The 14,553-nt window shown below is 38.9% G+C and carries 7 protein-coding genes and 2 pseudogenes; 3 read left to right on the top strand and 6 right to left on the bottom strand.

All coding sequences use genetic code 11. The features are described 5' to 3' along the window. Positions 1 to 286 (top strand): annotated as a pseudogene (locus AB4238_RS08410) (diguanylate cyclase); the annotation flags it as partial. Positions 287 to 514: 228 nt separating this feature from the next. On the opposite strand, the gene AB4238_RS08405 reads toward AB4238_RS08410, so the two are convergent. The 6 genes and pseudogenes from AB4238_RS08405 to greB form a co-directional block, all read right to left on the bottom strand. Next, a complete protein-coding gene (locus AB4238_RS08405) occupies positions 515 to 4,579 on the bottom strand; it encodes a hypothetical protein (protein ID WP_372032837.1) in 4,065 nt (1,354 codons plus the stop codon). Then, positions 4,576 to 5,592, bottom strand: coding sequence for a ComEC/Rec2 family competence protein (locus AB4238_RS08400; RefSeq protein ID WP_372032834.1), 1,017 nt, complete (start codon positions 5,590 to 5,592; stop codon positions 4,576 to 4,578). The genes AB4238_RS08405 and AB4238_RS08400 overlap by 4 nt, the downstream gene beginning before the upstream one ends. Before the next feature lie 158 nt (positions 5,593 to 5,750). After that, positions 5,751 to 7,961, bottom strand: a complete 2,211-nt coding sequence (locus AB4238_RS08395) for a DEAD/DEAH box helicase (protein WP_372032833.1) — start codon at positions 7,959 to 7,961, stop codon at positions 5,751 to 5,753. Next, the gene (locus AB4238_RS08390; RefSeq protein WP_372032832.1) at positions 7,958 to 9,268 is read right to left on the bottom strand and encodes an ATP-binding protein; all 1,311 of its coding nucleotides are present in this window, start codon (positions 9,266 to 9,268) and stop codon (positions 7,958 to 7,960) included. Before AB4238_RS08390 ends, AB4238_RS08395 begins: the two co-directional genes overlap by 4 nt. Further along, entirely contained in the window at positions 9,269 to 11,554 is a 2,286-nt protein-coding gene (locus AB4238_RS08385; RefSeq protein ID WP_372032831.1) for a TerB N-terminal domain-containing protein, read from the bottom strand. 347 nt (positions 11,555 to 11,901) lie between these two features. Further along, a pseudogene (gene greB, locus AB4238_RS08380) lies at positions 11,902 to 12,042 on the bottom strand (transcription elongation factor GreB); the annotation flags it as partial. Positions 12,043 to 12,396: 354 nt separating this feature from the next. Here greB and ompR point away from each other — a divergent pair. Together ompR and envZ are read left to right on the top strand one after the other, a co-directional pair. Continuing rightward, positions 12,397 to 13,122: a two-component system response regulator OmpR gene (gene ompR / locus AB4238_RS08375; protein WP_371992471.1), complete on the top strand. Its 726-nt coding sequence runs from the start codon at positions 12,397 to 12,399 to the stop codon at positions 13,120 to 13,122. A 3-nt stretch (positions 13,123 to 13,125) separates the two neighbouring features. Next, entirely contained in the window at positions 13,126 to 14,442 is a 1,317-nt protein-coding gene (gene envZ, locus AB4238_RS08370) for a two-component system sensor histidine kinase EnvZ (protein ID WP_372032830.1), read from the top strand. Positions 14,443 to 14,553: the final 111 nt, after the last annotated feature.

The raw sequence follows: 14,553 nt of genomic DNA, 5'->3' as shown, positions 1-14,553 counted from the left end.
GGTTTACCGGACGCTTACAGAGATACCAAATATGCCAGTTATATTCAGGGAATCTGATACTGTTACCGTCTCCGTTAAGCAGGGAGAAAGTAAAATAATAAGAGCAAGTTCCCCATCTCAAGATAGTCATAAAGTTATGCTTAGTACGCCACTTGTGAGAGAACCACATTGTCTCTCTTTAGTCGCAGCTGACGGTAAAAGCGTTTCTTGGCTAAAGTCACCATCTTTTGAGATTTTAGGTGGTTTTAGAGAAAAGGTTGTATCTACTTTTAATTCACCTTTTTGATGCGAAAATCTTATTTGTGGTGTCATCACTATTAATAACCGATTTACTATGTTCAGCAAGCCAAAGTTTTATCTTTGCCCTAGAGAAAACTAGAAAACCAACACAATTTTGCGCAAGTAACAGCTAAAGCTGTCGTTGATAGAAAGGTGTTTCTGGCTAGCATAAGCATAGGTAATTAAACCATATTTTAGATTGACAATTAACAAATTAGATGATTACTTTGGCCGCTTACTTTTTGCCTCGAACCTTTAATAGTAATTTATCTAGAGTTTTATTAACTTCCAACTCATCCCTAACATCTAAAGTAGGTAAAATAGCTTTCATTAAGCACAAAGTATTCTCAGGCCAAAAGTAATCTTTCACTGAAAGAGCTTTGTTTATGCTAGCAAAGTGATGTTCAGGTTGTTTTAGTAAATATCTATGTTGCCCCCCAAAAGCTAACCATTTAACTTTTAATGACTCAAAAGCCAGCCTAGAGATTAAATCTGATTGCTTTAGATCAACACCTATTTGAATGGCGACTAGAGTACGGTAAAATGATCCAAAAATTAGATTTATAGGAGTTCTAAATTGCTGAAATCGAAACCTCATCAATAATTTAGCATTATGAGATAGTGCATCACTTGCATGCATATCACTACCTTCTAATATGCTGATTAATTCTGTCCTAATAACGACTTCAGGTTCTGTTGAAATATACTCAACTAGTTTATCGACTTCCCCCCACTTATTTTGTAGTGCACAACTGATAACAAAGCTAAGTAAGTATTGCTCTACTATATTACTAACAAGTTCAAAATCGGCTTTGGTTGCTTTTGGTAGTGTTTGATATGTGAAATTAATCTCTATTGATTTATTTATATCGCGTGCATTAGCAAAAGCATAACTTAAATGTGGTACGTAGCTTTTCAAAGCGTTAACTAATAACTCTCCATTTGGTTTTATGATTGCCGTTTCAAGTCTAGAAGAGCTTAAAACAAAGTCTCCTTCTACAATTGGACCATTACCTAAAATTACTAAGAGCTTTGAAGATATACCTACATCGAATGAGCAATAACTCTCTATCGAAGCTAACATGTACCAAGCCATTTCGATAGGTGCTAATCTTTGCTTGTCTATATCTTCACTAGGTTCAGGGTTACTAACGATTCCTGGAAACATACTGACCTCTTCACCGTTAGGTACAAATTGTTTTATTTTAGTTGCTTCTTGTTGAAGCCATAACAAAATGTGACGAGATATTGCATGGCAGTGAGCAGCTTGTAACGAGCTTTTAGGGTCTATCTCTTTCAGTTCAAGCAGTACCTCTGCAAGATCTTGAATGCACTCTTTTCTATTGCCACTATGCCAACTCGCTAAGGCTGCATCAGCTTTCAAACCTACTTGCATAGGTTTATTATCTAGAAACTCCCTTCCTCTGTTAGCAGAAGCTCCAAGTAAATAATACTTTCTTGCTAATGAGTAACTACTCTCATTTTCTGCACAAATAGCGGCATCCCGATAAAAGAATATTTTATCTACATTATTAAGTGGGGCATTTGAGTCTATCAGTTGATTTGAAAGAGCAAGACTTTTACCATATTCTTTGGCCCTAAATAGGACTTTTGCTTTTGCTCTTATTAAGCAAAAATTTGAATATCCATACTTCGCGAGGCCTGAATCAATGAGCTCAAGAGCTTTCTCTTTTTGCCCTCCTGATTCATCCCAAATAATAGCGGCGAATTGTACGCAAACTGACGCTAGTTCCTCATACTCCCACTTATTTGCAAAAAGCTCTAGTTCAGAGAATATAGCTGAGTGCTTTTCGCAATCAATAGTTTCTTTTTTATACTCATGTAACCATGCCCTCCTCACAAAAACATCTACCCCAAAATCAATTTGTTCTATAGTTTGGAACAGCTCTTTTCTAGCATCTGAGTCCAATGTATCAACAAATTCAAATAATGGGGTTAATGCTTCTATTGTTTCAATTTGATGGATCTGGTTAATAATCAAAAAGCTTATAGCTGATACACCATCAATTTCTGTCGGTATTTCTTTGTGAGGTATTGAAGTAGGAAGTAATTGTGCTTTATTTTTAAATAAAGCATTAAGTTTCATAACTATTGAACCCCAGTTAGGTAAATTTCCAAATTTAGGCTGAGACAATAAAAGCTTTGTGTAGATCATTATTCGTACTAATACCGAGCTGCCAGTCTCTTGAGCATCAGAGGTATCAGCTTCGATTTCAAAACGGTTAAACGTTTCTAAGTAACGCTCTTTTTTATCTTCAAAACACGTTAAAAGTATTAGCTGGGCCCCTCTCAACATAATGTTTACATTCGAGTCCTTTATATAAATTGAATTGCCTGTACTCAAAAAAGTAAAAATCATTAAGTGTGGGGCGATGATTTGAAGTTCACTAAGTTCAGTTGTAAGAATTGGAAAGCATAGAAGTGCAAGCGCTTCAGTATTTTCTCCTGCAAATGCAGCTATGAATGCAGTATTCATTGTAATCGGATCTATTACTTTTGTACGGAGGATTGAGTCCGCAATTTCACATTGAATTGGTTTCTGCTGCTGTTTGGTTAAGGTTGCAGTAGCAAAGTTTGATAACAATGGAGATAAAGAAAAGCGATCAATTTCATGTTGATCTATCCAAGACCCTACAAGGGTGTCAAAGGTAATTCCTGCGTCTGCTATTTTAGGAGATAATAAAGCTAAATCAAGAACCAGATTCCTATTAAATCTACCTGTAATTAAAGATACTCGTTCGACAATCTCCCTTGCACTAGCAGGGAGTTCATGAAGTAACCGTTCCCTTGTTTTCTTCTTAACTTTTTCTACCGTTTCATTTCTTTGCAGCAAAGAGTTTAAGGTCCGAAATTCTTCAATGCTCCATTTGCTTTTTTTCATACTTTGAATCATTGCGATAACTAATTGAGGGTGTCCTCCACCTGATGACATATATATATATTGTGTCCAATAATCCTCTGTCACACCCAAAGCAGATAAAATTTCTTTAATATCTGCCTCCGAAAAATCATCAACTTTTAGTTCAACCTCCTGAGGGAGATCAGCAGAATATAGGTAATCTTCATCTGTTACTTTTGATGATGTGAAAAGTATAAAAACATTAATTTTTTTACAATAATGATGAAGGCTAAGTAACTTATCGGTAACAGTAGGCGTGAAGACACATTCAAGATCGTCAATCAGGATTCCTGTTACTTCTTGATTATTAAGATTCAGTAATGAACTAGCTAAAATTTGACAAACTTCCTGAGAATTTAACCCTCTTAAATTAGCCCCAACCCAAAGTCCTCCTAGGTGTTCCGCAGCCATCTTGGCCGCAACGGTTTTTCCAACACCAGCCGCTCCATACAACCATGCAGTATTATTGTTTTTAAGTGAATATACAGTGCTATCAATTAATTTGTTTCTTGAAGCAATTGCTCTAGGAAGCGGAACACTTTCAATTGAACTTAGAGGTGACGTATGCGATACAGCTATATCTGAATTACCTAATGAAGAAGGCATAAATTGAGAAATCAAGTTTTGTGAAATTGAACGAGTCAATTCTTCCACATCTATTTGGGTAGCGGAATCAATTAATTTACTTTGAGAACTGGTGCTTTTTTCATTTCCATGATGCTTGTAATCTATTAGATTTAATTCAGGGATTAAGTACTTCTTAAATAAGGATATACAAGTGCAATTAACACCAACGAAATTATCTTCGCTTACAGACTTTACTATTGAAGTTAGAAAGGCTTCGCTTGAATCATTATCATGAATAAATACGCCACTACCAGACAAGCCTTGTAAAACCTCAGCTCCAGATTCGCCTTGAAAATCAGTATAGTCTTTCTCGGGTATCTCGATATGAATATCTGCGCCCGCTGTACCGTTTTTATAACAAGGCATTACCGAGTAAATTTTACCGCTTTGAACCTTACCTCTACCTCTAAATATAAACTCCAATGCTGGCTCATTAGTCTCACTAGTAAAAAATACTTCTGGAAAGTCATCGCTATTTACACCAACTTCAATAGCAACGATGTCATGAGCCTTATATATTTCGAAATTGCCTAACTCTCTAATAAACGTTAAATTCCCAAATTTTTCAGACTCATAAGTTAATAAAGAACTAAGTTCCTCGCTATATTGCTCACACCTTTCTCCAAAAGTGACGTGTGCAGAAGTTAATACATAAAATGCATTTTTAACCTTAACGAGTACAGCACTTCCTTGATAGTTTGATTCTTTAGAGATTTGAACAGTCACGTTGGGCAGAAATGTTAAGTGGTTCATGACAGTCTAATCTCATTTTGTTCTATATAATTTATCTTGTATGAAAGACGTTCTTCGGCACTTAATAAAGGTCCATTTCTTGTTTCAATAGTCGAAATCGAGTGATTAAAGTAAAAATTAATTTCATCATTGCCATTTCTATCAACCAAAGCTGCTAGCTTAGCAATAGTTTCAACACTAGGGTGCTTACTCCTTGCTTTACCACCGTTTGTACTAATAATAAAGTTATTACAACTAATCATGTTTAGTAGCTGTTTTGAGATGCTTTTTGCACTGCCATGGTGTGACAACTTAATAAAGTCAAATGCTGCTTTTTGTTTAGAGTTAAAACCTTCCTTTAGTAGATAGTCTGAAATAACTTCAGGATGTGAATCAGCTAAAAAAAGTACTTTTTTATCTCTAAAATTGAGAATGAAAGCAATAGAGCTAGCATTAGCAATATCATCATTTTTTTTAGGGAATGAATCTGGTTGTTTTGCCCACTCAAGAAGAGGCTTAGCGACTGAGTTTAGGGATATGCTTGTTCCCTTAGTATTCTGCTTCACTGTAGCTAGATGGTCATTATATTTCTCGTAATAATTATCTAGCTCGGTTTGAGTTGGAGAGATAATATCTAGCGATAGGTTTTTAGAGACCTCAATAGTTTGCCCTTGAATTAGACCCTCAAATGGTAATTTTTTGTCTTGTAGCAAATTAACTAAATCTTTTGCTTGCCGTATAGATATTACGCCATTAGTTCTGGGAATCGGTATAGATTCAGGGGAGTTTACGTAAACTTTATCTAAGGCAAATTTTTCAGGGTAGTCATTAATTAATGGAAAAGCGCCATTGATGTGATCCTCATCAGAGTGCGTTAGAATAATGAAGTTGGCTGAATTGATTTTCTTCTTTATGTGATGCTGGTAGGTTAATTTGAACCCACAATCAACTAGAAGCTTTATACCACTGACATGCTCTTCAATAAGAAAAGCATCCCCATATCTTGCTTCAAAACTAGTTATTATCAATCCCATGTTTACCTGTTAAATCCTCTATTTGGCATTAAACTATTCAGGTTGCTTTTTGAGCGTTAGATTATTTAAGTATTGAAATTTGGCTAATTATTGACATCGATGTTTCAGTACAACCACATTAATCCTATCTTAAATCAACATCATAATCAGAAAAAGTTTTACTTCTCATCTGCTTCAAGTGAAATCCACTCAAGCCATTTTTTAGCACCGTTAGTGTCAAATGTTTTGGTTCCATACCCAATAGATAAAACGTCGTCTGGCAAGAACTCATCAAACTTCTCGACCTGCTTTTCTAACACTGATTCGGCTAGCATTGTTTCGTTGGGCAATTGGGTTTGTGCTAAAGTTTGCAATGTAGCTTTAACATCTTCAAGGGATGTTTTTTCTATCTCAATAACTCCCGCATAAGCACCGGCTTCGTAGCCTTCCTTAATAAGAAGAGCTACGATCGTATTTACTATTTTATCTCCCAACCATGTGAATATGTAGGTTGTATTACCAGCCTGTAGCAATGACCTGTTCGCTAGTTCTGCGGTATTAAAAAAACCAATACTTTCATGGAACATTTCTTTGGCTGGGGGATCTGCAAAATCTACTTTTTGGTCGCCGACTGATATCCTGTAATCGCCTTCTTTAAGCATGCGATACATTTCTTTGCGCACGACGTCATGAATTGACATCCCGCCACCACCGAACTTTGGCGGCTTCCCACCTTTGGCGAACTCTACGTAGATAACTTTTTTGTCGGTGTCGACGTCTTTTACTCTCCAGCGCTTTCCAGCAAAGATAATATGCTGGCCAACTAACACAAGTGAATCAACAGGCAGGGTTCCAATTGTATTTACGCCACTAATAACCCTGAACTCTTCTGGAGTTTTGAATACCGCATAAAATGAATAGTGATTTGTAATACGCTCACCTAATAGCCCTAAAACAATCTCACCGCTACCTAACTGCGTTATTAGTTCAGTTTTCCCCATATGACTCAGGAGAGCTTTAAAGTTCTCAACTCCGACGTTCTGAAAAGGACCTTCTTTACAAAGTAATTTAAACAACTGCTCCGCTCTAATACCACCCCATTGTGCAATTACTGCAAGTGTCTGATGCAGAAGCGCTGAAAAATGGTAAAGGGACGTATCGGCAGGCTCATACCACTTATTGCTAATTAATAATCTGATCATTGCGAGGGATTGCACTAACTCCAACCGGAGTTTATCGATAACACTAGAATCTTTCGTTAACTCCTCTTCAGCGATCAACATTCGAAGTATAGATGGACCTCCACGCCGCCCTGAACGCCCCATTCGTTGCCTTAAACTAGAAATGGAATGAGGTGCGGTTACTTGAACAACCGAATTTACTTTTCCTATATCGATACCCAATTCTAGTGTCATTGTACAAACCGCTGTCGTAGGTAATTGCTCTTTTTGAAGTCGCTTTTCCAAGCTTTCCCTAAGTTCTTTCGAGAGTGAACCATGATGGGGGAAAAACTCATTAGGCACGACTTTTTGATCACAGAAATCACTTAATGTTGCGGCAATACTTTCAGTTCGCTTTCGACTGTTTGCAAAGACTAAATGATTACCTCCACGGCAAAATTTGAACAAATCTTGGCATATTTGGTATTCCGCATCTACAGGAGCCTTATCATCTACACTTGCCGAGTTTAGATAACCTTTAACTTGAACCTTAAATGTCGATGTAGAGTGCGAATCTTTAATTATTTTGCACGGTAAGGATTGGTTTGGTCTAAGTGACAATGGCACTTTTTCCAATTCACCGAGTGTTGCACTCAATGCCGCTCTGGGAATTGGTGACTTTAATCTCCCTAGAAGATGCTCCAAACGATGAAGCAGTGAAAGTAAGTGATGCCCTCGTTCAGTACCAAGAAAGGCATGGAATTCATCAATAACAATATATTTTAAATTAGAAAATGCAGATTTCACCCACCCAGCATCACGAATAAGCAATGACTCAAGTGATTCAGGGGTAATCAGTACAATACCAGCTGGTGACCGCCTTAATTTATTCTTCCTACTTTGTAGGCTATCACCGTGCCATGGGGTAACAGGCATATCCAGTAAATCTGCAAGGCTTTCTAAACGTCTATCCTGATCATTGATTAAGGCTTTTAGTGGGCTGATATATAGAATACCAACCCCTTCTTTTTGATCTGCTATGGCACTGATTGCTGGTAAAAAAAAAGCTTCAGTCTTACCCGATGCTGTTGAAGCACTGATCAGAACATCAGTTTTGGCAGATAGTATCGGATCTATAGACAAACATTGTATTTCTCTTAAGTTTGCCCAGCCTTGCTTAAAGATCCATTGTTGAACCCTGATATCTAGCTTTTTATATTCGTCGATCATAGTTTAAAGTCAGCAAGTCCATCTTCGCTCTCTTCGACCTCAAGTTCGACATCTGAGGGTTTTTCTTCTTCAATAGAAACCGATGAAATTAAACTGTCCCATACAATAGATGGATTTTGATCAACTACCGCAAGCATGTCTAAGAATGCTTTTATTGTATTACGAGGAGTCCTGAAGTAAGCGTCCCCAATTGTCTGACTACAGTGGTGAAGAAATGATTTAAGCGCCTCATCGGGCACGAGGTACTGCGATTGATCACCAGAAGCATAAACGTGCCGCAAATTTTTCAAAAGAATGTAAAGTTCTTCTGGTGTCAGGCTAGACAGGTGCAGTGCTGGTGAGGAGTAGTCGATTACACCAGCTTGCTTAGCAAAAGTATTTCCTGCAAGACGCGACTGAAGAGCGTCATAGCTGTATAGCCCCTTTCGTGGGTCTAATAAAAACTCCGGCGTACCACCTAATAGAAAACCAAGGTGCTCCGCTGATCCCTGTAAACAATCATTAAGCATTCTTAGAATTTGCTCGTAATTAGACGTTCTTGCTTGAGTGCTATGTAGTTTGTACAAATTAACCAATTCATCAAGGTTAACTATCAAGCCTTGGTAACCAGCTTGCCGAACAAATAGACTTAACAGTTTTAGAGAGTCGTAAAAGGATGCATCCGTAATTATGCTTCTGACACCTAAGTCTTTACGAGCATCTGTCTTCGTTGAATACTCTGCTCTAAGCCACTTGATCGCATGACTTTTTAAGTCATCATTATCTTGCTCATGACCCAGCCAATAAGCTTCGATAACTTTGGCAAAGTCGTATCCACCAACTAACTCTGATAAAGACGAAAGGCGCTCATGAATAACTACGGTTATTTCTTTATTTGATGCATCAGCTTCTTTTCTAGCTTCAGTAATAAATTTTTCAACGACACTTGTTAGAGCGTTACCGTCAGACTTATTTCGTGTCGACATATTACGCATTAACTCAGAGTAAAGATTACGAGCTTGACCTGATGAAGCATGAATGCGGCGATCCGGTGATAGGTCAGCGTTAACGGTTACCAATTTTCTTTCAAGAGCGATAGATCTTACAACACTCAAGAAAAATGTTTTTCCCGAACCATACTCACCAATAATGAGTCTAAAAGCAGAGCCACCATCTGTGACACGTTCAATATCTTGAATCAGTGCTTTTAACTCTTTTACTCGACCCACTTGAATGTGTTGGATCCCTACTTTTGGCGTCACTCCTGACTTTAAAGACTGGATAATTGCATCTCTTTCTTTAGACCGTATTTTTTTAGCAATCATCATTTATCCTTTTAGCTCTTCAACAATTTCAAGATCGACATAGATGTCACCATCATCATCCAATACAGGAGCATCTACTTTTTCATAAGCCCAGTCATTGATGGTTTCTATCGCACCATCGACCATGAGGCTAAGCTTGCCACAAAATTCATTAACTTCATTACGCGACCATGTTTCTTTACTGAGCAATGTGTCGAACAACTCTTTATGAGCATGGTCCAATCCATCAGGCTCTGATTGCTCTCTTATAACCTCTATTTCAGGTTCATCATCAACTGCAAAAATACTTTCCAACATGGTCTTGGCGTCACTCGTTTCACTTTCATGCATAGCTAAAATGCCTTCATCCAATTTAAATGTATTGCCGCTAGTATCGGTGCTTTCCGAACGAGTAAAAGTACGGCTATTCGAGGAAGTAAAATGATGGATATCACTGGAAACAAGAGACCGATCCAAACCAAGTGAAGTGTAAAGTTTTTCGATTTGTTTTATTTCTGATGAATCTACTTTCCCATCAGCTAGTGCTATGGAAATCATGAACTTTTTTAGAAACTCAATTTCATTAGTTTTAAGCTTTTCAATTCTTGCTTTCAATCCAGCAGTATTTGCTGGGCTATTTAATCTCCAGATCAAATAGGCTTTGAGTGAGTTTTTTTCTGATGGGCTCATATTTTCATCTTGATCTACCAGCCTTTGCAGTACTAGTTTCTCTTGTTGATCAACGTAGCCATCGATTGTTGCTACCATTGCGCCAAGCCTCATAGCTAAGCTAACTTGATTGAATGCTTGGCTTGGTTCAAAGAACTCACCATGAGCAGGTGTGAACAGTACAATATTGCCATCAGCTTTAACCTTTGCTTGATGAAAGCGTTGATCTGGGGCTATTCCTATATTAGCTTTGGTCGCTAGATTGGTTAGTAACTCGTGCTCTTTTTTATTTATGGCCTTCGGAAATGGCATTCCAGTGTGGGACCAAAACTCTTTAACAGTAGTAAGCCCATCTTGGTTTTCTATGACTTGTTCAGCCCACTTTTTAAATTCTCCAATAACAGGGGAATTTGACTCATTTACCAACTCTTTAGGCAATAGCATTAACGCTGCAATATCATTTTTAGAAGTATCAGCCTTACCCAGGTATCTGCTGTAACTTGCCAGCTCCTCGGTACAAGCTTCTGCAATGGGAATGAGTTTCTTAATGGGTCCTTTTAGAATGCTCGGATCTGGTAATTCCTCAACAGCTAAATCAACCCCATGAATGCCATTACTTGCGGCATTATAGGAAAGACGCAGCTTCGTTTTATTAGGCTTAACAGATATACCTTCACCAAACTTTTGCGAAAAACGGATTTCAAAAAGTGTTCTAAATTCTTCTTCGCACCTTCTAGCTGGCATTTTGAGAGAATACTCAAAAGTATTTTTCAACCAAGCTAGAGCTAATTTAACTCCAACTATCTGGTCATTAACAACTGTATTAGCTAGTTTAATTTTGAATGATAAAGCATTATTCGTATCGGGTATTTCGTCCATCCGATACTCAAGTAAAGAAGGCCTGAACAGAGTCATCAATTCTAGAAAGTCAGATGAATATCTATTAAATGAACGGTTGGCACTAAATACTTTATTTAAGCGTAGAACCTCGTCGAAGATAGCTATGAACTCTGGATCAGATATATCAGAGGTAGCTTTGTTTTCTATGATTCTTCGTTCAAAGCCGTAGAAATAAATGAAAACATATCCAATTGGTATATTGGGATTTGAGCGCTCTGAAGCTAACCAATCGAGATATGCTCCTCTACAACCTTGCGATAGTGATGCATAGCTTGGCCAATATCCTAAGGATTCATCAGATTGTGTTTCTGCATTTTCATTTAAAGAAGGCTTAGATACAGGTCTCTTTTCATCAACTAACGATGGTTCTATTCCGTATCCATCAAGAGAGTCCATTACTCCACCAAAGTAGAAAAGACCACTTTTGAGTTTTCGACCATTAATAGTTAACTGTTCACTTTCTCCAACCCATCGCCCCTTTTGCTTATTCGATGATTTTTCTGATTCATAACCAAAATTTGTCTCGATCGTGAAAGTTGCAAATTCGTCATCGTCACTGCTGTCAAATGAAGAAACTGATGATGTACTCACGCTAGATGAAGTAGAGGAACTAGTTCTATGCCTTGATGTTTGAGACGGTACATTTCTAGTTTTTGATTTATTAGCCGTATTAGACTTCGAATCCCCTGATATCCATCGATACAAAATATAGAGAACAATAGCTCCTATAAAATATTCCATTATTTTTCCTTATGTGCAAAAGGGAGAGCTTTAAAGAAGAATTTCTTATTACTTTAATCAGTTATATGCGTTCAATTAACAGCCGCACGGCAAGAATATACCCATAGTTAAATATAAGGCAAACACTTCAAGTGAAAAACGCAAAGGTGAAAGGATAAACTGAAAATAAGCGATTAGTTTGGAGGGCGTTAGTGTAAAAAAAGAGTATGAAAAAATTGCTTTTAACTATTGGTTGAATCGGTGTCCGATAAAGATAGTACACAACAAAAAGTACAATATTATTTATTACACGTTTAAAATCAGAAGGTTGAACCCACTTAGTATTAGAGCGATGGTACTAATCTCTAGTCAGCATTTTCGCTTCTATCTCCTAAACTAGCAGCCCAGCTGACAATTTTAGTGATTTCAGGTCGGTGCTCACGCCATAAGTAATTAAGCTCTTTTTGCAATTTGTCGAAACCTTCACGGGTGACGATATTCGTTCTCATACGGACTACTTTTTAGAAGGAAATGATAATCTGTGGCCAAAAATCATAGCATATTTTAGTGCTATCACTGTATTTTCGCGCTAGGGGAAAATATGCTTTTTAACTAACAGTGCGGTAAATAACAGTTTGTTCAATTTAGTTACAATTTACAAACAGCGTTAGAATGATGATTATTGCACTACTTTTCAATAACCTAATCATAAAACAAATACTCATTAATGCCGTTAAAGCTAGCTTTTACTCATTAGCGGCTAGTCATCAACATGTTAAAGCGGCTATATTAAGCTAATTCATTTTCAATATCAGCCAGTTGCCTAATACCTACTTGGCTTCCTAGCAAAAAGGATCCTACGCATGGGACAAGAAACCTCAAAAATTCTCGTGGTCGACGATGATATGAGGCTACGCGCCTTATTGGAGCGTTACTTGATGGAGCAAGGTTATCAAGTCCGCAGTGCAGCCAATGCGGAACAGATGGATCGCTTATTGGAGCGTGAAAACTTCCACCTGTTAGTATTAGACTTAATGCTACCTGGTGAAGATGGCCTTTCAATATGCCGCCGACTACGCCAAGTCGGTAACCCTATCCCGATTGTCATGCTGACGGCTAAAGGTGATGAAGTCGATAGAATTATCGGTCTTGAACTCGGTGCCGATGATTACCTGCCAAAACCGTTTAACCCGCGAGAGCTACTGGCGCGAATTAAAGCGGTAATGCGTCGTCAAACTCCTGATGTGCCAGGAGCACCGACACAGCAGGAGGAGGAGATAACCTTTGGTGAATTCTCGCTTAATCTCGCTACGCGTGAAATGCATCATGGCGAAGAAGCGATTGCGCTCACAAGTGGTGAATTTGCAGTATTAAAAGTACTTGTTAGTCACCCTCGCGAACCTTTGTCACGCGATAAGTTAATGAACCTTGCCCGTGGTCGCGACTATTCCGCACTGGAACGTTCTATCGATGTGCAGGTTTCACGCTTGCGCCGCTTGATTGAAGTCGATGCCGCTAACCCGCGTTATATTCAAACGGTTTGGGGCCTAGGTTATGTGTTTGTGCCTGATGGCGCTTCACGAAAGTAATATATGAAAAAGAGATGGTGGCACCGCGTAACGCCCCGCAGTTCTTTCAGTCAAACAGTGATGTTAATTGGCTGTCTGCTGCTGACCAATCAACTGGTGTCTTATCTCTCGGTGGCGGTTTATTTTATTAAGCCCAGCTACCAGCAAATCAACCAACTTATTGCTCGCCAAGTAAAACTGCTTTTTGTCGACGGCGTAGATGTTGGCCGTGAACACCTAACCATGGTGGATGCGCTCAATGCCAAAGTTCGTGACGATGCGATGCAGTTTTATAATCAAAAAGATGCACGCCAAGCTGGTATCGAACGGGCAACTTATTATGGTTTCCTGTCGTCACAGATGTCTGAATATTTGGGCGGTGAAGCTGAAGTGCGCATTGCACAAGGCGAAGAGTTTGAAATTTGGATCCGTCCACCGCAAGCCCCCTCAATATGGATTAAAGTGCCACTCGCTGGATTAAACGAGAAAAACCTCTCGCCATTGACCCTCTATTTAATGGTAATTGGTGCACTTAGCGTTGCTGGCGGTTGGTGGTTTGCGCGTCAGCAAAACCGGCCTCTAAGGCGCTTACAAAAAGCAGCAACGGCCGTATCTCGCGGTGACTATCCTGATCCCCTGCCCTTGAGTGGCTCGACTGAAATTGTTGAAGTGACCAATACTTTCAACCAGATGTCTCACGGCATGAAACAGCTGGAACAAGATAGAGCCTTGTTGATGGCGGGGATTTCCCACGACTTAAGAACCCCTTTGACTCGCATTCGATTAGCATCGGAGATGATGGTCGAAGAAGATCAATATCTTAAAGATGGCATAGTGCATGACATTGAGGATATGGACGCCATTATTAATCAATTCATCTCTTACATCCGCCAAGATCAAGAGGGAACCCGTGAACCTGAGCAGATCAATGAGCTGATCAATGATGTGATCCAAGCAGAGTCAAACCGTGAAGGAATTATTGAATCGGATCTCAGTGATTGCCCAGCCGTTCCCATGCAGGGAATCGCCATTAAACGGATCTTGAGCAATTTGGTCGAAAATGCCTATCGCTATGGTAATGGCTGGGTAAGAATAAGCTCACAATATAATGGTAAAGTACTTGGCTTTAGTGTTGAAGATAACGGCCCTGGCATTGAAGAGGCTCAAATCCCTAAACTGTTCGAACCTTTCACTCAAGGTGATACTGCACGCGGCAGTGTTGGCTCAGGGTTAGGCTTAGCGATTATTAAGCGGATTGTTGATCGCCACCAAGGCAAAGTCATTCTTACTAATCGCAGTGAAGGCGGACTACATGCTCAGGTTTGGTTACCGCTAGAATAGTTACCCCCCAACAGCCTATGACCTCAAATTAGTTTCACTTTCGATATCATTTTTTCTGAGCTAGTATCAATCGCCTTAGATTAATTGGACGCTATCTAATACCAATTGCAT

It is taken from the genome of Shewanella sp. 10N.286.45.A1 (assembly GCF_041470405.1).
Classification (GTDB): domain Bacteria; phylum Pseudomonadota; class Gammaproteobacteria; order Enterobacterales; family Shewanellaceae; genus Shewanella.
Note: the sequence above shows the minus strand (reverse complement) of the source record. Positions and strands in the feature narration are given on the sequence as shown.

What these genes read in the sequence shown, in the direction of transcription:
- AB4238_RS08400 (WP_372032834.1), bottom strand. Translation starts at nt 5,592, where the DNA reads ATGGGATTGATAATAACTAGTTTTGAAGCAAGATATGGGGATGCTTTT.
- AB4238_RS08390 (WP_372032832.1), bottom strand. Translation starts at nt 9,268, where the DNA reads ATGATGATTGCTAAAAAAATACGGTCTAAAGAAAGAGATGCAATTATC.
- ompR (WP_371992471.1), top strand. Translation starts at nt 12,397, where the DNA reads ATGGGACAAGAAACCTCAAAAATTCTCGTGGTCGACGATGATATGAGG.
- AB4238_RS08395 (WP_372032833.1), bottom strand. Translation starts at nt 7,961, where the DNA reads ATGATCGACGAATATAAAAAGCTAGATATCAGGGTTCAACAATGGATC.
- AB4238_RS08405 (WP_372032837.1), bottom strand. Translation starts at nt 4,579, where the DNA reads ATGAACCACTTAACATTTCTGCCCAACGTGACTGTTCAAATCTCTAAA.
- envZ (WP_372032830.1), top strand. Translation starts at nt 13,126, where the DNA reads ATGAAAAAGAGATGGTGGCACCGCGTAACGCCCCGCAGTTCTTTCAGT.
- AB4238_RS08385 (WP_372032831.1), bottom strand. Translation starts at nt 11,554, where the DNA reads ATGGAATATTTTATAGGAGCTATTGTTCTCTATATTTTGTATCGATGG.